Annotated in this window: 26 protein-coding genes, 2 pseudogenes and 1 riboswitch; of the genes and pseudogenes, 19 read left to right on the forward strand and 9 right to left on the reverse strand. The window is 28.0% G+C overall.

Annotated elements, in window-relative coordinates; genetic code table 11:
* Positions 1-51: 51 nt before the first annotated feature.
* The 3 genes from T324_RS0104360 to lepA form a co-directional block, all read right to left on the reverse strand.
* Positions 52-1,251: a phosphoglycerate kinase gene (locus T324_RS0104360; protein WP_028329132.1), complete on the reverse strand. Its 1,200-nt coding sequence runs from the start codon at positions 1,249-1,251 to the stop codon at positions 52-54.
* Positions 1,252-1,413: 162 nt separating this feature from the next.
* Positions 1,414-2,457, reverse strand: a complete 1,044-nt coding sequence (gene gap, locus T324_RS0104365; protein WP_028329133.1) for a type I glyceraldehyde-3-phosphate dehydrogenase — start codon at positions 2,455-2,457, stop codon at positions 1,414-1,416.
* A gap of 231 nt (positions 2,458-2,688) precedes the next feature.
* Positions 2,689-4,500: a translation elongation factor 4 gene (lepA, locus tag T324_RS0104370; protein ID WP_028329134.1), complete on the reverse strand. Its 1,812-nt coding sequence runs from the start codon at positions 4,498-4,500 to the stop codon at positions 2,689-2,691.
* 193 nt (positions 4,501-4,693) lie between these two features.
* Here lepA and T324_RS0104375 point away from each other — a divergent pair, with 193 nt between their 5' ends.
* Entirely contained in the window at positions 4,694-5,470 is a 777-nt protein-coding gene (locus T324_RS0104375; RefSeq protein WP_028329135.1) for a transporter substrate-binding domain-containing protein, read from the forward strand.
* A gap of 104 nt (positions 5,471-5,574) precedes the next feature.
* Positions 5,575-6,753 (forward strand): enoyl-ACP reductase FabV, encoded by a 1,179-nt coding sequence (fabV, locus tag T324_RS0104380; protein ID WP_028329136.1) that lies wholly within the window; start codon positions 5,575-5,577, stop codon positions 6,751-6,753.
* A gap of 127 nt (positions 6,754-6,880) precedes the next feature.
* Here the strand turns inward: fabV and T324_RS0104385 are convergent, their stop codons facing one another.
* Positions 6,881-7,333 (reverse strand): protein-tyrosine phosphatase family protein, encoded by a 453-nt coding sequence (locus tag T324_RS0104385; protein ID WP_028329137.1) that lies wholly within the window; start codon positions 7,331-7,333, stop codon positions 6,881-6,883.
* 165 nt (positions 7,334-7,498) lie between these two features.
* On the opposite strand from T324_RS0104385, the gene T324_RS0104390 reads away from it, so the two are divergent.
* Together T324_RS0104390 and T324_RS0104395 are read left to right on the forward strand one after the other, a co-directional pair.
* Complete coding sequence (locus T324_RS0104390; RefSeq protein WP_028329138.1) at positions 7,499-7,918, forward strand: PTS sugar transporter subunit IIA; 420 nt, start codon at positions 7,499-7,501, stop codon at positions 7,916-7,918.
* A gap of 148 nt (positions 7,919-8,066) precedes the next feature.
* Positions 8,067-8,843, forward strand: a complete 777-nt coding sequence (locus tag T324_RS0104395) for an MgtC/SapB family protein (RefSeq protein ID WP_028329139.1) — start codon at positions 8,067-8,069, stop codon at positions 8,841-8,843.
* On the opposite strand, the gene T324_RS0104400 is transcribed toward T324_RS0104395, so the two are convergent.
* Together T324_RS0104400 and T324_RS0104410 are read right to left on the reverse strand one after the other, a co-directional pair.
* Positions 8,840-9,628 (reverse strand): basic amino acid ABC transporter substrate-binding protein, encoded by a 789-nt coding sequence (locus tag T324_RS0104400; RefSeq protein WP_028329140.1) that lies wholly within the window; start codon positions 9,626-9,628, stop codon positions 8,840-8,842. The two genes, T324_RS0104395 and T324_RS0104400, sit on opposite strands and share 4 nt — an antisense overlap.
* Before the next feature lie 266 nt (positions 9,629-9,894).
* Positions 9,895-10,626, reverse strand: coding sequence for a hypothetical protein (locus T324_RS0104410; RefSeq protein WP_028329141.1), 732 nt, complete (start codon positions 10,624-10,626; stop codon positions 9,895-9,897).
* Between the two features lie 357 nt (positions 10,627-10,983).
* Positions 10,984-11,119: riboswitch (FMN riboswitch) on the forward strand.
* Between the two features lie 135 nt (positions 11,120-11,254).
* Between T324_RS0104410 and ribD the strand changes: the two genes are divergently transcribed.
* The 7 genes from ribD to T324_RS0104450 all read left to right on the forward strand — a co-directional run bounded on the left by ribD (position 11,255) and on the right by T324_RS0104450 (position 18,006).
* A complete protein-coding gene (gene ribD, locus T324_RS0104415; RefSeq protein WP_028329142.1) occupies positions 11,255-12,364 on the forward strand; it encodes a bifunctional diaminohydroxyphosphoribosylaminopyrimidine deaminase/5-amino-6-(5-phosphoribosylamino)uracil reductase RibD in 1,110 nt (369 codons plus the stop codon).
* Positions 12,365-12,504: 140 nt separating this feature from the next.
* Positions 12,505-13,146: a riboflavin synthase gene (locus T324_RS0104420; protein ID WP_028329143.1), complete on the forward strand. Its 642-nt coding sequence runs from the start codon at positions 12,505-12,507 to the stop codon at positions 13,144-13,146.
* A gap of 81 nt (positions 13,147-13,227) precedes the next feature.
* Entirely contained in the window at positions 13,228-14,427 is a 1,200-nt protein-coding gene (locus T324_RS0104430; RefSeq protein WP_028329144.1) for a bifunctional 3,4-dihydroxy-2-butanone-4-phosphate synthase/GTP cyclohydrolase II, read from the forward strand.
* Between the two features lie 211 nt (positions 14,428-14,638).
* Positions 14,639-15,487: an Rpn family recombination-promoting nuclease/putative transposase gene (locus T324_RS0104435; RefSeq protein ID WP_028329145.1), complete on the forward strand. Its 849-nt coding sequence runs from the start codon at positions 14,639-14,641 to the stop codon at positions 15,485-15,487.
* Between the two features lie 240 nt (positions 15,488-15,727).
* The gene (locus T324_RS0104440; RefSeq protein ID WP_028329146.1) at positions 15,728-16,597 is read left to right on the forward strand and encodes a hypothetical protein; all 870 of its coding nucleotides are present in this window, start codon (positions 15,728-15,730) and stop codon (positions 16,595-16,597) included.
* Positions 16,598-16,847: 250 nt separating this feature from the next.
* Positions 16,848-17,318 (forward strand): 6,7-dimethyl-8-ribityllumazine synthase, encoded by a 471-nt coding sequence (ribH, locus tag T324_RS0104445; RefSeq protein ID WP_028329147.1) that lies wholly within the window; start codon positions 16,848-16,850, stop codon positions 17,316-17,318.
* Positions 17,319-17,511: 193 nt separating this feature from the next.
* A complete protein-coding gene (locus tag T324_RS0104450; protein WP_028329148.1) occupies positions 17,512-18,006 on the forward strand; it encodes a rubrerythrin family protein in 495 nt (164 codons plus the stop codon).
* A 77-nt stretch (positions 18,007-18,083) separates the two neighbouring features.
* Here the strand turns inward: T324_RS0104450 and T324_RS0104455 are convergent, their stop codons facing one another.
* Both T324_RS0104455 and T324_RS16725 read right to left on the reverse strand, forming a co-directional pair.
* On the reverse strand, positions 18,084-19,454 hold the full coding sequence (locus T324_RS0104455; RefSeq protein ID WP_028329149.1) for a phage terminase large subunit: 1,371 nt from the start codon (positions 19,452-19,454) through the stop codon (positions 18,084-18,086).
* Between the two features lie 27 nt (positions 19,455-19,481).
* A pseudogene (locus tag T324_RS16725) lies at positions 19,482-19,763 on the reverse strand (hypothetical protein); the annotation flags it as partial.
* Between the two features lie 197 nt (positions 19,764-19,960).
* Between T324_RS16725 and T324_RS0104465 the strand changes: the two are divergent.
* The gene (locus T324_RS0104465) at positions 19,961-20,380 is read left to right on the forward strand and encodes a DUF2513 domain-containing protein (protein ID WP_028328659.1); all 420 of its coding nucleotides are present in this window, start codon (positions 19,961-19,963) and stop codon (positions 20,378-20,380) included.
* Positions 20,381-20,387: 7 nt separating this feature from the next.
* Here the strand turns inward: T324_RS0104465 and T324_RS0104470 are convergent, their stop codons facing one another.
* Positions 20,388-21,407, reverse strand: coding sequence for a DUF2806 domain-containing protein (locus tag T324_RS0104470; protein WP_028328660.1), 1,020 nt, complete (start codon positions 21,405-21,407; stop codon positions 20,388-20,390).
* Positions 21,408-21,553: 146 nt separating this feature from the next.
* On the opposite strand from T324_RS0104470, the pseudogene T324_RS18945 reads away from it, so the two are divergent.
* The 7 genes and pseudogenes from T324_RS18945 (at position 21,554) to T324_RS18745 (ending at position 24,479) form a co-directional block, all read left to right on the forward strand.
* Positions 21,554-22,176 (forward strand): annotated as a pseudogene (locus T324_RS18945) (glycoside hydrolase family 19 protein).
* Positions 22,169-23,002 (forward strand): hypothetical protein, encoded by an 834-nt coding sequence (locus T324_RS0104485; RefSeq protein WP_028328661.1) that lies wholly within the window; start codon positions 22,169-22,171, stop codon positions 23,000-23,002. The pseudogene T324_RS18945 and the gene T324_RS0104485 overlap by 8 nt, the downstream one beginning before the upstream one ends.
* A gap of 111 nt (positions 23,003-23,113) precedes the next feature.
* Positions 23,114-23,389, forward strand: a complete 276-nt coding sequence (locus T324_RS0104495) for a hypothetical protein (protein ID WP_028328662.1) — start codon at positions 23,114-23,116, stop codon at positions 23,387-23,389.
* A gap of 121 nt (positions 23,390-23,510) precedes the next feature.
* Positions 23,511-23,765 carry a hypothetical protein gene (locus T324_RS0104500; protein ID WP_239649034.1) on the forward strand — a complete coding sequence of 85 codons (255 nt, stop codon included), beginning with the start codon at positions 23,511-23,513 and terminating at the stop codon, positions 23,763-23,765.
* 7 nt (positions 23,766-23,772) lie between these two features.
* On the forward strand, positions 23,773-24,015 hold the full coding sequence (locus tag T324_RS16735) for a hypothetical protein (RefSeq protein ID WP_028328664.1): 243 nt from the start codon (positions 23,773-23,775) through the stop codon (positions 24,013-24,015).
* Positions 24,005-24,178 (forward strand): DUF3486 family protein, encoded by a 174-nt coding sequence (locus tag T324_RS18740; RefSeq protein ID WP_245580743.1) that lies wholly within the window; start codon positions 24,005-24,007, stop codon positions 24,176-24,178. The genes T324_RS16735 and T324_RS18740 overlap by 11 nt, the downstream gene beginning before the upstream one ends.
* Positions 24,179-24,185: 7 nt before the next feature.
* Positions 24,186-24,479: a DUF3486 family protein gene (locus T324_RS18745; RefSeq protein WP_245580742.1), complete on the forward strand. Its 294-nt coding sequence runs from the start codon at positions 24,186-24,188 to the stop codon at positions 24,477-24,479.
* The last annotated feature ends 66 nt before the right edge of the window (positions 24,480-24,545 follow it).

Genomic DNA, 24,545 nt, shown 5'->3' on the forward strand with positions numbered 1-24,545 from the left:
AAGTTCCTACGGGCTCACTATTTTGATTTATTGTAATCTAACTATAAATTATTACTTATCTTGTAATACTGCGATTCCAGGTAATTCTATTCCTTCAAGGAACTCTAAAGAAGCACCGCCGCCTGTAGATACGTGAGTCATCTTATCAGCAACGCCGGATTTATTAACAGCAGATACACTATCACCACCACCAATAATACTTACAGCACCAGAATTAGCGATGAATTTAGCTACTTCAAATGTACCTTTAGCAAAGTTAGCCATTTCAAATACACCTAATGGTCCATTCCAAACAACAGTTTTTGCATTTTTTAATATGTCTTCAAGTTCTTTCAAAGTTTTAGGTCCAACGTCCATACCCATCCAGCCTGCAGGTATAGCATTTGTGTCTACAGTTTTTATATTAGCATCATTATCAAATTTATCAGCTATAACATTATCAACAGGTAAATATAAAGTTTTATTTAATTCTTTAGCTTTATCCATGATTTCTTTAGCTGTAGCAATATAATCATCTTCGCATAAAGAAGAACCTATTTCTAAGCCTTGAGCTTTGAAGAAAGTATAAGCCATACCGCCTACAACAATTAAAGTATCTACTTTGTTAAGTAAATTTTTAAGTACAGAAATTTTTGAAGAAACTTTAGCTCCTCCGATTATAGCCACGAATGGACGGGCAGGATTAGCAACAGCATCACCTAAATATTGTATTTCTTTTTCCATTAAGAAACCAGCAACAGCAGGCATTCCAGCTTTAGCAGATACAATTCCAGCAGTAGAAGCATGTGCTCTGTGTGCAGTACCGAATGCATCATTAACATAAACATCAGCTAAATCAGCTAATTGTTTAGAGAAGTTAGGATCATTTTTCTCTTCTTCTGCATGGTATCTTAAATTTTCTAACAATAATACATCTCCTGGTTTTAATTCAGAAGCCTGTTTTTTTACTTCATCGCCTATACAATCATTGGCAAAAGTAACTTTATTATTAGGAAGTTTAGTTTTTAAATAATCAAATACAGGTTTTAAAGAGTATTTAGGATTAGCTTCTCCTTTTGGTCTTCCTAAATGGCTCATAAGTATTAAACAAGCACCTTGAGAAAGTATGTATTCAATAGTAGGCATAGCAGCATCTACTCTTGTAGTGTCTGTAATTTTAGAATTAGTTTCTTTATCAAGAGGTACATTGAAGTCAACTCTCATTATGACTTTTTTGCCTTTAATATCTATATCTTTTACTGATTTTTTCATTGTATTAACTCCTTTTTATTATTGCTATGCTCGCCGTCGCCTATAATTAGCAAATAAATAAATTTATTTGCACGTATGTGCTTTGGCTCGCTTAAAAAATTTAAAGGGTGTTATAATAAATATAACACCCTTTTTATAGTATTAATTATTATAACCTAATTATTATTTTTTGTTGTACATATATAATAATAAATCAATTACTCTGTTAGAATAACCCCATTCATTATCATACCAAGAAACGATTTTGAAGAATCTTTTTTCATCTTTCAAGTTATTTTGTAAAGTAGCTAAAGAGTCATATATAGAACTTCTGTTATCATGTATGAAGTCGCTAGATACTAATTCTTCATTACAATAACCTAAAACATCTTTTAAATAAGTTTCAGAAGCTTTTTTCATACACGCATCGATTTTTTCTATAGATGTATCTTTTGCACTTGTGAAAGTTAAATCTACAACAGATACATCAGGAGTAGCTACTCTGAAGCTCATTCCTGTTAATTTACCTTTAGTAGAAGGTAATACCTCACCTACTGCTTTAGCAGCACCAGTAGTAGAAGGGATAGTGTTAACAGCAGCAGCACGTCCGCCTCTCCAGTCTTTTTTAGAAGGACCATCTACTGTTTTTTGAGTAGCAGTATAAGAGTGAATAGTAGTCATAAGACCTTTTTCTATACCAATATCTTCTTTAATAAGAACATGTACTAATGGAGCTAAACAGTTAGTAGTACAAGAAGCATTTGATACTACATGATGATTAGCAGGATCATATTCTTCATGGTTTACACCATAAACAAAAGTTCTTAAATCACCTTTACCAGGAGCTGAAATTATAACTTTTTTAGCACCTGCAGCTATATGACCTTCTGCTTTTTCTTTTTCTGTGAAAAGACCAGTAGATTCAATTACATATTCTACACCTAATTGTCCCCAAGGAAGATCTTTTAATTCTTTAGTAGCACCTATACATTTAATTTTATTTCCATTTACTACTAATACATCTTCGCCTTCTGTTGAAATGTCAGCCTTCATTCTGCCATGAACTGAATCATATTTTAATTGATAAGCGAAATATTTAGCATCAGTGCTTACATCTACAACACCTACTACTTCTATTTCTTTACCTAATAAACCGCGTTCTACTAATGCCTGAAAAACTAGACGTCCAATACGTCCAAAACCATTTATTGCTACTTTTACAGCCATAAATATACTCCTAAATTAAAATAATATCCTATACGCGAACATATAAAATTCAATATATATGCTACCATAAATATATAATAAAGTCAAGTTTTATGTTTTAGTTTACATAACAAATAATGATGTGCTATGTTTTTATTTATTATAATGAATTTATTACAATATACAATCAAGAGTAACTTTTAATAGATTTATAACATTAAACTAACATTATATAAAATTCTTTTATAAAAATTATTTAGTATTATCATCTGTTTTAAGCACGCTTATAAATGCATCCTGAGGGATTTCCACATTACCAATAGCTTTCATACGCTTTTTACCCTCTTTCTGTTTCTCTAATAATTTTCTTTTTCTTGTAATATCACCGCCGTAACATTTGGCTGTAACATTCTTTCTTAAGGCGCTTATATTTTCACGAGCTATTATGCGTCCGCCTATTGCTGCCTGTAATGGTATTTGGAACATATGTTTTGGAATCAGATGTTTTAATTTTTCTATTATTTGTCTTCCTCTACTTTCCGCATTGCTTCTATGTGCCATAAATGATAATGCATCTACAACTTCTCCATGAACAAGTATATCTATTTTTTCTATTTGACTTTCTCTAAAATCAGAAAAATCATAATCGAATGAAGCATAACCTCTGGAAATAGATTTTAATTTATCATAAAAGTCATATACAACTTCTATTAAAGGAAGATCGAATTTTATTTCTGCTCTTTTATCATCTAAATAGTTTAAAGAAGTTTGTGTTCCCCTTCTATCAATACAAAGAGAAATAATGTTTCCTAAATAATCTGTAGGAACTATTATAAGAGCATTTATAAAAGGCTCATAACATTTTTCTATATACTGACCAGATGGGAAATCTGCAGGGTTATCAATAAGTTTTTCTTCTCCGTTTGTAAGTTTTAATTTTACTTCTACTGAAGGACTAGTTATTACAAGATTAAGATTGAACTCTCTTTCAAGACGTTCTTGTACGATCTCTAAATGCAAAAGCCCTAAGAATCCGCATCTGTAACCAAACCCTAAAGCAATGGAACGTTCTGGCTCATAAACTAAAGAAGCATCATTTAATTTTAATTTTTCCAATGCCTTTTGTAAGTTTGTATAATCTTCATCTTCTGCAGGGAAAATACCGGCAAATACCATAGGAAGCACTTCTTTATAACCAATCAAAGGCTCATCAGAAGGGTCTTCTTCAAGTGTGATAGTATCTCCTATTTTTATATCAGAAATATTTTTAATGCCCGCAATAATATAACCTACCTCACCGCTTTTTAATCCATTAGCAGATTTAAGCCCAAGCAGAAGTGTTCCGCATTCTTCAACTTCATACTCAGCTTTCGTTTCCATTAGAAGAAGCTTATCATTTTTCTTTATAGAGCCGTCAAATATTCTCATTATCATAACAGCACCTCGGAAAGGATCATAATAAGAATCGAATATCAAAGCCCTTGTTTTTTTACTAGTATTATCTTTTGGAGCTGGTATCATCTTAACTACTGCTTCAAGTATATCATCTATACCTATATCATTTTTTGCACTTGCTAAAACTATATCATCTTTATTAACACCAAACTCTTTTTCCATCTGCTCTTTACAAAGTTCGATATTAGCAGCAGGCAAATCTATTTTATTTATAACAGGTACAATCTCCAAATTATTTTCAAATGCAAGATAAAAGTTAGAAATAGTTTGAGCCTCAACACCCTGAGCAGCATCAACTACAAGTATAGCGCCTTCACAAGCAGCAAGAGAACGTGAAACCTCATAATTAAAGTCAACGTGTCCTGGAGTATCAATTAAATTTAAAGTATACACTTCTCCGTCTTTAGCCTGATAAGATAATTTAACAGCCTGACTCTTTATTGTTATTCCTCTCTCTCTTTCTATATCCATAGAGTCTAGTATTTGTGCTTTCATTTCTCTGCTTGATACTGCTTTTGTATGTTCTATAATTCTGTCTGCTAATGTGCTTTTTCCATGGTCAACATGTGCTATGATACAAAAATTTCTAATTTTTTCTGCGTATGACATTTATAAAAATTTATCCTTAAATAAAATTGATTGTAAAAAATGCTTATATTGATGATATATTATAATATAGTAGAACGCTTTTTGCAAATTATTTTAAAAAACATCAATGCATTTTATTATTGACTTTTTTCCAAAAAAGATTATTTTGTTATTAGAATATATAATTTACATATTATATTCAGGAATAAAAACTATGAAGAAAAAAATATTTATTATATTAATAGCGATGTTATATCTTATAGCATGTAAAAATAATAATAATCAAAATAATAATAAAGAGTATATAGTACCTAAAGACACTGTAACTAATGAAGTAGTAAAAGTTGGTATATATGTATATGACTCTCCATTTGTATATTTAGATAATGATAACATAAGCGGATTTGATTATGATTTGATAAATGAAATAGCAAAAGTTTTTGATTTAAAATTAGAATTTGTGCAAATGAAATTTGATAAACTAATTCCTTCATTGCAAATTGGAGAAGTTGATTGTATTGTAGCTGGCTTATCTGTAACAGAAGAAAGAAAAAAACTAGTAAGTTTTTCTACAAAATATTATCAATCTGCAAAATCTGTTCTTATTAATAAGAAGGATGATGGGAATATTAAAACTACTAATGATCTTATTGGAAAAACTATTGGTGTTATAAGAGGTACTGTAGGAGATATTACTGCATCAAAAATGAATGGGGTAAATGTAAAGAGATATAACAGTAGTGCTTCTACTTTGCTTTCACTAAAAATAGGTGTAATAGATGCTATTATGTTCGATAAAGTAACATGTGAATATTATACGCAATATGATCAAGATGTAAAAATAGTAGAAGGAATAGAATTTTCTGAAGATGATTATGCTATAGCTGTAAGAAAAGATGATGATGAACTGCTCCAAAAAATTAATGTGGGTTTATATACAATTATGAATAACGGGGTTTATGACGAATTAGTTGAAAAATATCTAAAATAATTTTAAGTTATTTATTAAGAAAATATAATATTAAAAAAGTTTGAAAAAAAAGCCATTTTATTATAAAGTATAAAGAGTTAATAATTTTTAGGGAGAATAATAAAATGGTAGTAGAGCCGAAGATATTAAATAATATATGTATAACTGCTCATCCTATAGGCTGTGCAAAAGAAGTAGAAAATCAAATAAATTATGTTAAATCAAAACCTAAGGTAAAATCTAATGTTAAAAATGCACTTATATTAGGTGCTTCAGGCGGATATGGACTTGCAAGCAGAATAGCTATAGCTTATGGTCTTGGAGCTAAAACTATGGGAGTATCTTTTGAAAAAGAAGCTACAGGAAAAAGAACTGCTACTCCTGGTTGGTATAATAATGAGGCTTTTGCTAAATGCTGCGAGAGAGACGGAATAGCTCAGAAGAATTTAATACTTGATGCTTTTTTAAATGCTTCAAAAGAAGAAGTTATTAAAGAAGCTAAATCATTTTTTAACGGTGAAAAAATAGATTTAGTTATATACAGCTTAGCAGCTCCTGCTAGAATGGATGAATCAACAGGAACACTTTACCGTTCTGCATTAAAACCTATAGGAAAAACTTATGACGGAATAGGTATAGATTTTATGACAGAAGAGCTATTAAATGTAAAAATTGAGCCTGCTAATGATGATGAAATTAAGGCAACAATTAAAGTTATGGGCGGAGAAGATTGGGAATTATGGACTAATGCTTTATTAGATGCTGATTTGCTTAGCGAAAATGCTGTTAATATTGCTTATTCATATATAGGACCTCAAATGACTAAATCCATATACAGAGAAGGTACTATAGGAAGAGCTAAGGATCATATTGAGGCTACTGCTCATAGCTTAGATAAAAAAATGAATGAGAAAATAAAAGGACATGCTTATGTTTCTGTAAATAAAGCTGTTGTAACAAGAGCTTCTGCTGTTATACCTACTGTTCCTCTTTATATAGGAATATTATTCAAAGTGATGAAAAATAAGGGTATTCATGAAGGATGTATTGAGCAAATGTACAGACTTATAAGTGAAAAACTTTATAGCAATAATGCTGTGCCTGTAGATGAGGAAAATAGAATAAGATTAGATGACTGGGAATTGAGAGATGATGTTCAAAGCGAAGTTTTAGAATCTTGGAATAAGTTAACTAAAGATAATGTAAAAGAGATAGCTGATATGTCTTTGTTTAGAAAAGATTATATGAATATGCATGGCTTTGAAATTGAAGGTATTGATTATACTAAGGATGTTCAAATATAATTTAAGTAGAATTTTCAAGAGGGCTTTATTGCCCTCTTATTTTTTATAATATCAATAGTATTAAAAAATACAGAAATATAAAATTAAGATCAAGTAAATTATTAAAAGAGAATACATTTTTTATTAATTAGAATGTCATTATTTCCTGCCAGTATGTATCAAAATATCTATACATTCCTAAACCGGGTGAATAATAGCTGTAAATTTTGACAAAATCTTTTAATGCATCTTTGAATGAATTATTATTAATATATCCTTTCCTTGCCATATAAAGCAGTGCTATAGAAGGAGATCTAGACATACCGAAATTACAATGCACTAAAACTTCCATATCTTTTATATGTTCATCTATAAATTCCATAGATCTTTTTATCATGGGGAATGCATATTCAAAAGACAGACTTGATATATCGAGAAGATTTAAATATAAATTATTATTTATTTCAAATACTTTTGTATCTCCTTTATTTCCATGTACAGAATTTACAAAACAGCTTTGGCATGCATGAACTATGGCTCCTTTGAAATTTCTGCAATCTTTATCACCTCCTACATAGAGGTTATCATAAATTTTTTTCATAGATAAAATCCTAATTTCATTAATATTTATGCAGTTATCATAACATAAATGTAAAATTATATAAACTATTTAAATTTTATGTAAATAAAATTTGAATAATATAAAACAATTATTATATTTATAATATAGAGCATGAAAAAATAAGTACATAGGAGGATGATTATTATGAAACCAAATTTAGTATTGATGGGACATGGAAATTTAGCATCAGCATTAATAGAAGCAAGCAGAATCATACTTGGAAAATTAGATAATTATGATGTTATTGATATGAAAGCAGATGATAACTTTGACATTGTTGAATCAAAATTAGAGATGATATTAAATAAGATTCATAATAATAACATTTTGATACTTACTGATTTATGCGGTTGTACTCCTTTTAATATTGCTAGTAAATTCTATAGAAAATACAGTCATATATCATTGATAAGCGGTATGAATTTGGATATGGTTATAGAATATTTTGCTTCAGATGTACATGATGATGTTAATAAATTGATAAATGATATTGTAAGCGTATCAAGAGATTCCATAGTTCTGCATTCAAAAACATTTTCAGAAATTTATCAGGATATAGTGTAGATCTATATTTAAATATTTTCAGAAGCGTACTTCAAAAATATTTTGGGGATTTGCCTAAAAAATAGGTGAATCCCCAATTAGTATTTATTTTGTTTTACCATTTTTTTTCGATAATATTTAATAGTATATTAAATTCGGATTATTATTTATGTTTAAAGAGTCTATAAAGTATGCATTAGCAGATTACAGTATATTAGAAATTACCACAAGAATATTAGTAGCCTATATAATGGGTATATTCATAGGCTGGGAGAGGGCACAGCATAAGAAGCCTATAGGCAGCAGAACAACAAGTATAGTATGTATGGGGGCTGCTATTTTATCATGTTATGAAGAAGTTTTTGCACGTTCCATCATGCTTGAAAATGCCGAACTTATAAAATTGGGAAGCGATTTATTATATACTGTTCCAGATTATAACAGAATCTCGGCACAGATAGTTTCAGGTATAGGTTTTTTGGGTGCGGGTATGATTATACAAAATAGAGGCAAACTTCATGGTATAACTACTGCTGCTATAGTTTGGGTTACTGCTTGTTTAGGTATAGTAATAGGTTCAGGACAATGGGTATTATCAGCTATAGGATGTATTTGTATATTTTTAAGTACTTCTATATTTAGATTTTTTATACCGTATTTTATAGCCAATAGAAAAAAATCAATAGTTTATTTAGTTGAATGTTCATCAAAAATAGATATAGAAAATGAGATTGAAAAATTTGGAATAAAATTTGTAAAAATGGAAATATTGGGCTGGAAAGAAGTTCCGAATACTGTTGGTAATGTTTCTGCCCCTAATATAGTCAGCAAACTCAATATATTTGTTCCAACTCTTGATTATAGAAATATAGAAAATATTTTAATAAGTTTGGATATTAAGCCTATAAAGATGTTAAAGAATATGAGAGATAATGCAGATTATTAAAAATATTTACTTATTAGTGCTTGATATGTTCCATTAGCCATTATTTTATCAAGACCTTCATTAATTTTATCAATCAATTCATTATCATTTTTTCTAACTGCTATGGCATAATGTTCTATTGGGTAAGTAGGATCTTCTATAAGTTTTATACTTTCATCATTTTTTGCATAATGTTCGCATGTTACTTTATCAAATACAACAGCATCTAGTTTTTCAACTTTTAATGCTAATAATGCTGTGCTTCCAGTATCAAATCTTTCTAAATTTATACCCTGTATCTTTGAAAGATAACTATCTCCTATAGTGCTGCTTATAACACCTACATGCTTGCCTACTAAATCATTAAAGCTGTTAATGTTTGTATTGTTTTGATTAACTAATATAGTTTGAGTAGAGTGATAGTATTTTTTAGAAAATGTTACAAGTTTATTTCTCTCTTCAGTTACAGTCATACCTGCTATAATAATATCTATTTGTTCGGAATATAGTGCGGGCATAAGTTCTTCAAATTTCATATCTATAAAATCAATTTTTAATCCTGCTTCTTTTGCTATTTCATTCATAAGATCATAATCAAATCCGCCTATTTGTCCATTGTTCAAATATCCGAATGGGTAATCATAAACATATATTCCAACCATCATTTTTTTATTAGTTTCTGCTGTTTCATTATTATTAGTGACATTATCATTTGTGTTTATTTCTGATTTTTCTGTATTTTGAGAATTATTACAAGATACTAACAAAGTAAGCATCAGAATAATGATAGATATAACTTTATTCATTTTTATATTTGTATATTATATGTCTTTTATAAAGATAGTTTATTTAATTGAAAAAGTCAAGGAATTTATTTTAAAATGTATATATTTTTTACATAAAGAAAAAACCCCTTAGCCTGAAATCAAGCAAGGGATTTTATTATATTATTTAATCAAACCCATTAGGATAATTATAAAGGCTTAAATAATAGCTTTTATGCTGTGTAAGAGTATAGTATCCGCTATATACTCTATAATAAACATAAAAACTATTATAGAATACAAATTAATTAAAATCCTTTCCAGCCATTTGATGAAGGCCTAATAGTAAGAGTTACAACAGCATTATTTTTTTTAACAGTAAGAATAAGAGGAGAATTGCTTCCGTTAGGTCTAGTATCAACAGTTACTGTAATTCCGCTGCCTTCAATTTTTTTTATTTGCCCTAATAATGTATCAATGTCAGTTACCGTAGCGCCGTGTGATGTCCCCCTAATACTATGAGATGTTCCTGTACTATCTGCTGCTATAGCAGTAAAATCATATTCGTTACTAATAGTGCTACCAGGAGATGATACTATACTACCACTAATACGAATTTTTCCTAAGCCATTTAATGCAGCATTAATTGCTTTTGTATTTTCTTCGATGGTTCCTCCTTCATTTGTCGGATCTGTGATTTTTTTGTTGCAGCCTATGCCTAGTAATGATAAAGCCGTTACCATTACAAAAATAGATAAAATCTTTTTCTTCATAATTTGAACTCCCTTTAATAAATTTTTATTATAAACATTATTACTAATGCTTATTTTTGAATTAGAGGAATTAGAATATTTATGTGTTATATTAAGTTTATTTGTTGAAATATTATAATAAACTTTAATTAATTTCTGCAATGCCGAAAGAGACTGCAGGCATAATATAGTTAGTATACTAGTGTTATTGTTTTGATATTTTTTATTGATTAAAGAATAGTTATCTGGATTCTTAATTTCAGTGATTGTTATATTTATGTTTTCCATGAATAAATGGTATTCTTTTTTGATTTTTATGTCAATATTTTGCTTTAAAATTTTTGAGTTTTATTAAAATTTTTTTAATAAAAAGTATTATATTGAATAAAATAAAAACTTATTAACTTGAACTTAAGCAATTGAAATTATTATATTATTTAATCAAAACAATTAGGATAATCATAAAGACTTAATTAAATATATAGTCATATCTGTTAGTAAATTTTATTTATTTTAATTAAAAAACAAATTGATTAAGCATTCGTAATATAACTAATACTTTGGGGGGTATGTAATCGGGTGTATTGTAAAAATAGAATGTATGCTTCTTGACAATGAAATTTTTTTGTATTATAATATTAACATATAAATCTTCAGGGCTAGGTGAAATTCCATACCGGCGGTAAAGTCCGCGAGCCTTTTTGATGTATCTCTTTCAAAAATGGCAGATTTGGTGCGATTCCAAAACCGACAGTTAAAGTCTGGATGGTAGAAGATATTAATGTAACTTACTACATAAAATTTGGCTCTAAGTGTTTAAACATTTAGAGTTTTTTTGTTTGTAGATTTCTTTTTTACCTTCCTAAAAATAATTCCTAAAGATTAAAAAAATTTTTTATAAAAGAGTATTAGCAGTATGCAGGAAAATATTCATGAAAAATACATGAAAATGGCTATAGAAGAAGCAAAGAAGGGAGAAGGTTTTACAAGTCCTAATCCTTTAGTTGGTGCTGTTATAGTGAAAGACGGAAAAGTTATAGGCATTGGATATCATAAAAAATATGGTGAAAATCATGCTGAAATCAATGCATTTTTGGATGCAAAAGAGAAAGGCGAAAATGTTGAAGATGCTGATATATATGTAACTTTGGAGCCTTGTTCTCATTATGGAAAAACTCCTCCTTGTGCTGATGCTATTATAAAAAATAAATTAAAAAGAGTGATTATAGGCTGTGTTGATTCTAATCCTAAAGTAGCAGGAAATGGAATAAAAAAATTAAAAGATGCTGGAATTGAAGTTGTAATAAATGTACTTGAAGAAGAATGCAGAAAATTAAATGAAGTTTTCTTCTATTATATAGCTAATAAAAGACCGTTTGTTGTTATGAAATATGCTATGACTATGGACGGTAAAATAGCTACTGTGAGCGGTAAATCAAAATGGATAACTTCAGAAAAAACAAGAGAGCATTCTCATAGATTTAGAAATAAATACTCTGCTATAATGGTTGGAATAAATACTGTAATAGAAGATAATCCTACACTTAACTGCAGACTTCCAAATACTAGAAATCCTATAAGAATAATTTTGGATAGTTCATTAAAAATAGATTTGGATTCTAATATTTGTAAAACTGCTAAGGAGATAAAGACTTTTATAGCTACTATTAGTAATGATGATAAAAAAATAAAAGAACTTGAAAGTGTTGGCATAGAGATAATAAAAACAGAAAATGATAACGGCAAAGTAAGTTTAAATGATTTGATGAGAATACTTGGAGAGGAAAAAAATATTGACAGTGTGTATGTTGAAGGCGGTGCTACTTTACATGCAAGTTTATTAAAAGAGAAATTAGCTAATAAGGCATTGATTTATATAGCACCAAAAATATTTGGAGGATCAAAATCAAAAACTCCAATAGGAGTCGAAGGAATAGATGATCCTAATGATGCTGTTAAACTTACGGAAGGCAGCATAACAAAAATAGAAGACGATTTATTTTTAGAGTATTACTTAAAATATTAATTTATATAATATTTAATTATTGGGGACTAGTCCCCAAACCCCTACTTCTTTTGGTGGCCCAAAGAAGCAAAAGGACTGCATTTATATCATTTTGCATTCAATGGCATCAAAAAAGATTATAATTATAGGATTATACAATAATGTTTACTGGTATAGTTGAAGAAATAGGAACTGTTAAATCTGTACAAAGCAAAGTTATCACAATAGAAGCTAGCAAAATATTTGATGATTTGCATTTGGGTGATAGCGTTGCTGTTAATGGTACTTGTTTAACTGTATCTAGCTTTGATAATAAAATATTTAATGCTGATGTTACTCAAGAAACTTTGAACCGTACTAATTTAGGAAGTTTAAAAAACGGAAGTAAAGTTAATCTTGAAAGAGCTATGACATTAAGCGGAAGATTCGGCGGTCATATAGTAAGCGGACATATTGACGGAGTGGGAAGCATTAAGTCTATGAAGAAAGATGACAATGCTATAATACTTACTATTGAAGTGCCTAAACATTTAATGAAATATATAGTAGAAAAAGGCTCGGTTGCTGTTGATGGTATAAGTTTGACAGTGGCAAGTTTAACTGATAATACTTTTTCTATATCTCTTATACCTCATACATTAAAGGAAACTGTACTTTATTATAAAAAAGAGGGTGATAAGGTTAATATAGAAAATGATGTTATAGGCAAATATGTTGAAAGGCTTTTAACATTTAAAGAAGATAATGATGATAGTAAAAAATCTAATATAACAATGGATTTTTTATTTAAAAATGGATTTTAATATTCATGCACTTTTTACAGTTTTTTACATCTGATGCTAAAAAGGAAAAAGCTGAAGAAAAAATAAAAACGGAGCGTAAAAATGGAAAATGTTTACAGTACTATTGATGAAGCTTTAGAGGATTTAAGAAACGGAAAAATAATTCTTGTTTCTGATGATGAAGATAGAGAAAATGAGGGAGATTTAATCTGTGCGGCAGAATTTGCCACTACAGAAAATGTTAACTTCATGGCTAGTTATGCTAAAGGCTTAATATGCATGCCTATGAGCAAAGAAATTACTAACAGGCTTAATCTTAATCAAATGGTTACAAAAAATACTGATAATCATGAAACAGCTTTCACAGTATCTATTGACCATATTGAAACTACTACAGGAATATCTGCAGTTGAAAGATCTATTACAGCTTTAAAAGTTGTTGATGAGAATTCTAAACCAGAAGATTTCAGACGCCCAGGTCATATGTTTCCATTACTTGCAAAAGAAGGCGGAGTATTAGTGAGAATGGGACATACTGAAGCTACTGTTGATTTGATGAGATTAGCAGGGCTTAAAGAATGCGGTTTATGCTGCGAGATTATGAAAGATGACGGCGATATGATGAGAAGAGATGATTTGATTGATTTCGCTAAAAAACATAATCTAAAAATGATCACTGTTTCTGACTTAATTGATTATAGAAAAAAGAATGAAGATTTAATGGAGCTTTATGCTAAGGCTAAAATGCCTACTAAATACGGAGAATTTGAAATACTTACTTTCGTAAATAAAGTCACAAAAGAACATCATGTAGTTTTAACTATGGGAGATATTTCAAGCGGAGAGGATGTACTTTGCAGAGTTCATTCTGAATGCTTAACAGGGGATGCATTAGGTTCTAAAAGATGCGACTGCGGCGAACAGTATGATTATGCTATGAGAAAAATTGCTGAAGAAGGAAGAGGCATAATGGTTTATATGCGTCAGGAAGGAAGAGGAATAGGACTTGTTAATAAATTAAGAGCTTATGAACTTCAGGACAGCGGACTTGATACAGTTGATGCTAATATGGCTTTGGGATTTAGAGATGATATGCGTGAATATTATGAGGCTTATCAAATGCTTAAGAACTTGGGTATTAAAAGTATTAAGCTTATGACTAATAACCCAGATAAAATAAAATATTTAAATAATTACGGCTTAAAAATAAATGAGAGAATACCTATACAGATAGAAGCGTCTGAATATGATGCATTTTATCTAAAAACTAAGAAGGAAAGAATGGGACATATTCTTGATTAAAAAACTTGTGAGTGCCTGACATTCGTAAGAATGGCAGGAGCTTATTGCCATAGGACGCAAAGCGAGCGAACAAGTTTTTTTATATATAAATAAAAAGAATGGCCATAATTGGATTGATAATTTAAAATAAAAATTATTTACTGTTACAATATGAATTATAGGTATTTTAATTTTTGACAATTCATATTAATTTTAATATAATATTTATATGATGGATAATGTAAAATATTTTAATACATTAAATGATTATTTTGTGAGATATCTTTTTTCTGATAAAGGAAGTGAAGCAATATTGCTGGATTTTATTAATTCAATAATGCTTGACTCTGGTATGAAGACTTTTAGAAGTGTAGAAATACTTACGCCTTTCAATTATAAAGAAAATTATGAAGATAAAGAAAGTATTGTTGATGTTAAATGTATAACTCAAAATGGTTCAGTTGTTATAATAGAGATTCAGCTTCAAGGAAATTCAAGGTTTCCAGAACGCATACTTTATTATTGGGCTTCTAATTACAGTAAACTTTTAAAGCAGGGCGAAAAATATGATGCATTAACTCCTGTAATAAGTATTAATATTCTTAATTTCAATTTAGATGATTCAGATAATATTCATTCCTGCTATATGATTTATGATACAGTTAATCAAAGATTATTAACAGATCATTTACAAATACACATAATTGAAGTAAAAAAATTTAAATGCAATTCATTAAAACCAGATTTAGATTGCTGGCTTAAATTTTTTACGATGAAAGAAAATGATAATAAGGAGGCCATAATGTCAGAAATAGTAAAAGAAAAACCTATAATGGAAGAAGTACAGAGAAGATATAATAACTTTATTAAAGATAGATTGATGATGAATGAATATGACAAAAGGCAGGCATATTTATATGGAAATCAAATAATGCTTGAAGAGGAAAGAAGATTAGGAATTGAAGAGGGTAAAAAGGAGCAGCAAATATCTATAGCCAGAAACTTAAAAAAATCAGGTATAGATATAAAAATAATCAGTGAAAATACAGGTTTGAGTATAGAAGAAATAAAAAACTTGTGAGTTTCTGATATTTATATAATAATGTCAGATCTACTAATGAATAGTTTTTTTATGCGATAAACGAGCAGCTGATAACTGACAAAGGAAGTTATCAGCTATTATTAAGCGAGTTTATCGCTAGCAATAATAAATAAAATAAAAAATTTGTGAGTGCCTGACATTCGTAAGAATGGCAGGAGCTTATTGCCATAGGCACGCAAAGCGAGCGAACAAGTTTTTTATATATAATAGGAGTTAAATATGAAAAAAATTATTTTATTTATTTTAAGCGTTAATTTCTTATGGGCATTTCCGCCTAATGAGGCATATTTTTCTAACCTTTTAAGCGATAATGGTAAAATAACCAAAAATACACTTAAAGCCTATGATGTACAAGACTACGGTACAGTTTATTTTGACGGAGAGATTACATTAACAGGAGTGCTTGAAAGAGCTGATAATGAAGATATGGGAGATAATTATACAGCTTTAAGATTTTATCCTGATAGTAATATAGAACTTCCTTTTTTATACGCTTCATCTGAAATGGATTTAAAAAATCAAGGGGCTTCTAAATATGGTGATTCTTGGGATTTTAGCGGTGTTGAATTTGACAGTTTAGATTTTGGAGTTTTATTAGATGATAAAACTATAAATCTTCCATCGCCTTTAAATAAAAGATTTTTAGGAGCATCAGCTGTAAGAGCTGAAATAACAATAAGAAACTATCATTTTTACGGAGAGGGTGAAGCTGGAAGAGAGGCTTATGGAGATATTGTAGGTTTTAAGGCTTTAGGAAATATACAAACAGAGTATTTTACTAAAAATAATTATAATGCAGGAGATGCTTATTACAGTAAACTTAAATATAATTCCAAAGATGATTATGTGAATATAAGAGATAAAGCAAATGGAAAAATAATAGGAAAGATTTTGAAAAGAGATATGATTAATAATGATGCACTTTTATTGTCTATCAATGGCGGCGGTATTGAGTATATGAATTATGAAAATTTTGAAAAAAACTGGCATGAAGTATTTTATCTTCCTCCAAATGCTGAAGATGGAAAAAATGCTATTCATGGCTTTGTACATGGTTCGCAGATAAAACTTGAAGATGGAGAGTATTAAAAAATAAAAAACTGACCCACACCAAATAGGTGCATAATTGCCGTGTGTAGGTAAGGCACCATTACGGGTGGCATAGCAATAATAATAAAATTTTATAGTAAATTTAAAATTATAGAGATAGATAAATTGTGAGCATCTTGTAACTTCGCTGAATGCGGACAGCGTCAGTTACAAGAGCCTATTGCCGCAGGCATGCAGGGTGAGCGAGCAATTTTCTAGCAGATTTACAAATTTAAAAAAGGATATAAATATGAAAACTTTTGAAGGAAAACTCGTTAGTGAAAAACCAATTAAAATCGGTATAGTTTGTGCTAGATTCAATGAATTTATTGTTTCTAAACTTTTGGGCGGTGCTTTGGATGCTTTATCCCGTCATGATATAAAAGATGATGATATAAGCGTAGCTTGGGTGCCAGGTGCTTTTGAAATCCCTCTAATAGCTTCTAAAATGGCTAAATCAAAAAAGTATGATGCAGTTATTTGTTTGGGTGCTGTTATAAGAGGCTCAACTACTCATTATGATTATGTTTGTGCTGAAGTGTCTAAAGGTATTGCCAATGTTTCTCTTAATTCTGATATACCTGTAATGTTCGGCGTGCTTACTACTGAAAACATTGAACAGGCTATTGAGAGAGCTGGAACTAAAGCTGGAAACAAAGGCTTTGATTCTGCTATGGGTGCTATTGAGATGGTAAACTTAATAAGAGAAATAGAAAAATAAGAATATTCTAAAAAATATTTTATTAATCAAACAAGGGCTTAAATTATTTTAAGTTCCTTGTTTTTTTATTATCCTTATTGGTATTATTTGTTATATTTAATTTAATAAGAAAATTTTATTAATAATGAGTATATACTTTTTTATCATTTAATATATATTTTATAATAATAAAAGTTACTAATAAGGAGCTAGTATGGAATTAAAAGGTTCTAAAACAGAGGTTAATTTGAGAAATGCTTTTATAGGAGAAGCTATGGCTAGATGCAGATATATGTATTATGCCGAAAAAGCAAGAGAAGAAGGAAAAGAAGATATAGCAGCTATATATGAAAAATTTGCAAGAAACGAGCAGGAGCATGCTAAGATATGGTTTAAAAATTTCCATGGCATACCGACTACTGAAGAAAATTTAAAAGAATCTATAATGAATGAAAATTATGAATCTATAGATATGTATTTATCATATGCTAAAACAGCTCAGGAAGAAGGCTTTGATGATTTGGCTATGGCTTTTATGAATGTGGCAAGAATTGAAGACGGACATAAAAAGCAGTTTCAAAATTTACTTAGAAATACAAAATTAGATGTACCAAGCTGGCAATGCGATATATGCGGATATATTATGGATTGTGAAAATGAAAATACTCAAATATGTCCTGTTTGCAAAAATAAAAAAATTAAAAAATAAATTCTTGAAATCAAAAATAAAGAGCATATATTAAAATAAAAAATATGCTCTTTACTTTTTATAAAAATTGATATATATTACGGTTCGCCAAAAATCGCATTAATCAAATTCATTTTATTACTATCCTCATCTTCATAAACCATATCTTCTACACCAAAAAACATCAAACTGGATAAAGCATCTGGAAAATCCAAATAGCTGAACATATCCTCTTTTATATTATTTCCATCAAAAGAATCATCAAAATTTAAAAGCTGCCTTAAAGCTATATAACCGCGTCCATTATTTGTTTTAAGCCATTTATCAGTATCAGAGCCTTCAGGTGTTTTCTGCCAGCTCTTTGGAAAATATACTTTGTCATATATTAAATAGCTTGCATTTACTATACGCTCAGCTTTATTTTTATGTACATAGAAAGGTGTTACTTCAAAATGTTTTTCCAATCTTTTAACCAATTCCCTTTGTGCAAAATTTGATTCGCATAATATTTTTTTTACTTTCTTATTCATAAGAAAATTTATTATGCTCTCATCAGTGGTTGTATTCATATCATTACGCATAAGTCCAGAATCTATTAAATAAATATCCTCCCCTATTTGCGTATAAATAATAACAGAAGTAAAACAATTATATTCCCCAAATGCAGGATCAACTATAGCTTTATGCTCGGATGAATTTATTTTTTCTTTTTCAATATGCTCATCATAGAATTTTAATTTTGAATATAAAAAAATTTTTCCTTGTTTATTTTTTATTTTACCAAGCCAAATATGATCATACATTTTAGGCATCATCTTTAATGTTGAAAGTCTTGATTTATTTAATATATCGCTGAAGTAATAATTGCCGTTATAGTTTATAAATGTAATTAAAATATTATTATCTTCATATTCTTTATAATCATATTTTTTATTATTTTTATCTGTGTAAAATTTATATTCTAAATTAAATTTGCTTACTGTTTTATAAATAAAATCAGTTTCAAATCTTGGATTAAATACAATCCATATTTCACTTTTTTCGGCACGTATTGAAGGCTCTAATATTTCATAGCTTCTTTGAGTGAGTGTTTGTGCTTCTTCTATAAAACATATTTTTACATTGTATATTGATTTTATTTCTTCTATTGAACATTCCCTTATACCTAAAAATATAAATTTGCAGTTGGTGATTTTATTTATGATTTCATTTCTTTTTATAATAAAAAATTTTTCAAGATTTAATTCTTTTATGATGCTGATTAGAAGAGGATAAGTTGAATAGGATATTGACTTTTGAATCTCTCTTGAGCATAGTATAACGCCTTTTATTTCAAAACTTTTGGCTATTAGAATGCGGGCAATGGATTCACTTTTTCCTCCTCCACGTCTGCTGTATGCTATTTTTAATCGTTTTTGCATATAAGCCCATTTTTCAAATGGTTTTAATATGTTGAACTTTATATCCATTATTATTTTCTCCAAATAAAATTATTTTTAATTATCAAAACCTACTCTTATATTAATTTTATTTTCTTCTTCTTTTAATTTTCTTTTTTCGAGTCTTTTAGCATTTCTTGTTTTTACGAGCTCTAAAAATACTATAATAGCTCTTTCGCTTGGAGGATTGTATTTATAAACTGTTCTTTTTGTAAATGATTCTTTTCCGTCTTTATCGGTTTTTATTTCTTTTATTGTGTCTTTAGTATAATAACCCAAAGCCTTTTTTATTAGAGCATTTTCTATTTTTATTTTGGTATCTTTTAAATATTCATCTTTTTGATAAATACAAGCAATAGACCATCACACAACAGCGAATAAGCGGGATTTAACGGGATAAAGCGGTATTTAGTGAAATGTAAAAAGAAAAAGAACCAACACATTATGCAATTAATTTAATAATTTTTATATATAAAACGATGAAAAAAACTCATTTTAATATATAATTTAATCACAAAACACTAGGAAATTATATAATGAAAATAAACTACGAATTAATTAGAAATATACTTGAAGTTATGGAAGAACATAAAAATCATGAAATACTTGGAAAAGAACTATTAGATAAATTAAACATCAAAGTACCAGAAGATGATAATAATGAAGAAGAAATTTTATTATATGATAATTTAGTAGGACATATTAAAATTTTATTTGATAATGAATGTATAGATAATGATTTCAATAATAAGGAAAATAAATATGGATTTACTTATTTGTTATCTACTAACTTTCCATTAATTAATGGAGCTTATAGAATTACAGCAAAAGGATATGATTTTCTAAGCGGTTTAAAAGAAGATAAAGTATTTTCTAAAATAAAAGATTTTTCAATTAATGTAGCTATAGAAGCTGCCAAACAATTATTAGTAAAACTAGCTTTAGGAAATTTATAAACAACAACTATATATCATTAATTAAATTTTCATTTTCATCTATAGTATAAATTATATCATTCTTAAAATCTATATACTTAATTCTTTTCACTTCATATTCACAACTATTTTTAAAATTCTCTTTTATTGACTTAATATTATCAATAAAAAAGTCATCATTACTACATTTATCGTCTATTAATTCTAATATTTCTTTTCCAGATTCAGAAAGTTTAAATACATTTACATTCATAAGGTTTATAATCAATATATTAGTATTTTTATTTTTATTTTTTGATAATTTAAATAAATAATTGTTATTAGATATAACTATTTCACTACTTATTGTTAAATTTAAGTCATTAAGACTACTTATAACACCCGAATCCATAAGTTTAGTTATGTCTGAAAGAGAAATACCATATTTTTGTAATAAAGTTAAATTTTTAAATATATATTTTTCTCTTTCTTTGCCATAAAATAATAATTTAGCAACTTTAGTAAATAATTCTGCTTCATCAGTAGTCATATTTTTTAATGTTTCTAAAGTTCTATATGAAAAACTACCAGGCTGTTTTATCTCTCCTGCTAATAATTTAGCCCATAAATCCTGAATATCTTCATTGCTTATATCTTGAACAATATTAAAATATCTAGTAAACCAATCCTTATCCACAGGTTTATCAGAAACATCCTCTTCATCTTTTAATATATCATAAGTTTTAGAAATAACATTTTGAATATTAGAAGTTCTTGATAATTCCTGATTTACTAATCTTGCTTTTGTGTTTTCTAATAATATATTAGCATTACTTATTTCTGTTCCATTATTATGATTTATATTAAGATTTGAATTTTTAGTTATAAATTCTAATATTTTTTCTATTTCATATATTTTGTCATCTGTTTCTAATTTTCTTTTATAAGATTCAGCATCAGCAATTCTTTTTATATGATACGGCTCATATATTTTCCAACCAAAACCTCTTAATAAATCAATAAGTTTTTCTATAGCTTTACCAACTCCAGCTATATCATTGATATCCATAATAACCCCTTATAAAGCACTATGTATAAATGATAAATCTTTAATATTTTTTGTCAATATATATAAAAAATCTAAAAATCTTTAGTCTATAAAAGTTCATTAAAAATCTATAATCTGAATATAATTAAATGAAGGCAGGTATATAAATGCTTACAAAAGATATTCTTAAAAAATCAGGAATAAATCAAAAATGGTATGAAGTATTAAGTAAAAGTTTTGATAAATATCATATATGCAAATCTGATAACAAAGAAGAAAATATAAATGAATTAGCTATGTTTTTGGCACAATGCGGACATGAAAGCATTAATTTCACAAAATTAGAAGAAAATCTAAATTATTCAGCAAATACATTATTAAAAATATTTCCAAAATATTTTAAGGATATTAATGAAGCCAGAGAAGTTGTAAGCAAGGGTAAAGAAGCTATAGAAACAGAATATACGGAGGAAGACTAGGAAACGGTAAAAATGAAGGATACAAATATAGAGGCAGAGGCATTATACAGCTTACAGGAAAAAATAATTATAAAAAATACGGAGAAAAATTAGGGATTAATTTGGTTGATAATCCAGATTTAGCATCATCAGAATTAATAGCATCAAATATAGCATGCTGCTATTGGATAGAAAGAGGTTTACAGCCATTTGCAAGAAAAGGCGATGTAAAAACAGTAACAAAAATGATAAATGGAGGCTATAACGGACTAGAGGACAGAGAAAAAAGATTCAAAAATATACTAAAAATATTAGAGGCTGTTAATGACTGATATACTGACCGCTTTTTCTATAATAATAGCTTGTATAACTATACTTATAATAGGCAATTGGGTAAGAGAACTTATTATAAATAATAAGCAGGCTAAAGTAAAAGCCAATCTTAAAATTGGAGAATTAGAGTTTGGAAATGATAAAATTATCTCAGAAAAACCTATAGAAAAACAAAATAATTTAGTTTCTAATGCTTTTAAATCTCCAAAAGAGCTTGATGTATTAGGAGCTAAAAATAACAGTGAAATATTAGCTTATTATCACGGAGATAATGAAAATGGAAATAGGTTTCAATATGACAATAATATTACTTCTTTGACAGTCTATAAAGAATACAGCAATATTATAAGTCAAAGTACATTGAAAGTTCAGAGTAAAATAATTAGTTATATAGCCAGAAATCATATACTTAATAAAGATAAATCTGAGTTTGAAGAGTATGTAAAAGAAAAAAGAATAGAAATTATAAATATATATAATACAGCTTTATCCAAAAGCGACATTGAAAGTATAAGAAGATTAGGATTAGAAAATATTTGCAATTTTTATTATATGATTATTTTAGATAATCTAAAAGAGATTTATAAATCAATATATAATAATCATAAAGTACAATATGATAAACGTAATAATTTTCTGAGAAATCTTAAAAATCTTCCTGCCAAAGATAGGTTAAAAAGCTATGATGTTTTTATCAATAATAATTTTACGGAAACAACAATAAAAGATAGTGAAATAGTTTTGGAAAGTTTAGAATATTTACAAAAATTTTTACTAGGAATATTTCACGACAGTATAAAATATAATGGAATTAGACAAAAATAAAAAACTTGAATGCCTGCTGAAGCAATTCAGCAGGAGGTTATAATGAAAGTTTTTTATTTTAGCAATAATAAAATATTTCACGACAGTATAAAATATAATGGAGTTAGATAAATGAGTTTTATAGACAAGCATAATGCAAATAAGAAATTATTAATTTATACAAGTATAGTCAGTTTTATTTTAGGCTGTATTTGGGTATTTGTTAATTTAATTTGGAGAGGCAGGACAGTAACTAAAGAAGAGGCAATAGCAGTTGTAATAATTCTTCTTGGGCTTAATGCTGTTAGTTTTGGAAGCGACTTGAGAGGATTTTTAAAAATATTAAAAGGAGGAAATGAAAAAGAAAAAAGATTAGAAGAAGTAAATACAATAAAAGATAATAAATAAAATGACAATAATAATCAGTATAATAATTAATTTTTTAAAGACAAAACTATTAAGTTTTTTGAAATCAAAATATTTTATATATTTTTTGATTGCAGGTATTTTACTTGGATATATAAGTTTTTTGAATTGTACAATAAAAATAAAAGACAACAAAATCAAATCTTTAGAAAAAGAAATATATACAACAAAATTAAATATTTCAAATATTATACTAGAGAAAGAAATGATTTTTGATAATGAAAGAAAAATAATGCTTGAAAGTTTCAGCAATAGTAATGAAGCTATAGAAAATATAAAAGAAAGTTATCTTAAAAGCGATGAAATAAAGGCATTAAATACTATTATAAATGATTATTATAAAAATATAAAAAATTAAGGAATATATGAAAATAAAATATTTAATTTTAATACTTATATTTTTAGTAAGCTGTACTGCTAAATATATAACCATACCATTATCACAGACGCCTAGTTTTTATGAGCCTAATAATAATATAAATACAAGTAAAGAACTTATTAAAGAATATCAAAAAAGTATTATAAAAATATCAGAATGGCAAATTTGGTATAATGTACAAACAGGAAGTAATTACTATAAAATAAGAGGCAGTAATAATGGCACCTAAAAGCAACATAGATAAACTTGATAAAAAAACAAAAGAAGAAATTATAGAACTTTTGCAAGACAGTACGGTAAGATATATTGATATTGCTAATATTATCAATGAGAAATTGGGAAAAAAAGCAGTGTCAAAATCTGGTATATCAAGATATAAGAAAAAGATTTGATAATTTATTGGATAAGAAAAAAGAAATAGAGGCAATAGCTTCAGCTTGGAAAGATAAAACAGGCGATGAATTAGGCAATATTTTAGGCAAGCAGACTATGGAAGAAATAAGAATGCTTATCTATGATTTTGTAGGTTCATTGCAGGAAATACAAAACAGCGAGGTAGCAAATATGGATATAAAAGAAATAGAGAAAATGTCTAACTCTATAGAAAAGGCAACAAAAGGAATAATCAATCTTGAAAATGCTATATCGAAAAATAATCAGCATACAGAAGAGATAAAAAATAAAGCCCTTTAAGAGGCACAAATTAAAGCCATTAATAATGCTAATTCTGCAGGAATATCTCAGGAAACAGTTAATACA

Origin of the sequence: Brachyspira alvinipulli ATCC 51933 (assembly GCF_000518245.1) — a bacterium.
Lineage (GTDB): Bacteria > Spirochaetota > Brachyspiria > Brachyspirales > Brachyspiraceae > Brachyspira > Brachyspira alvinipulli.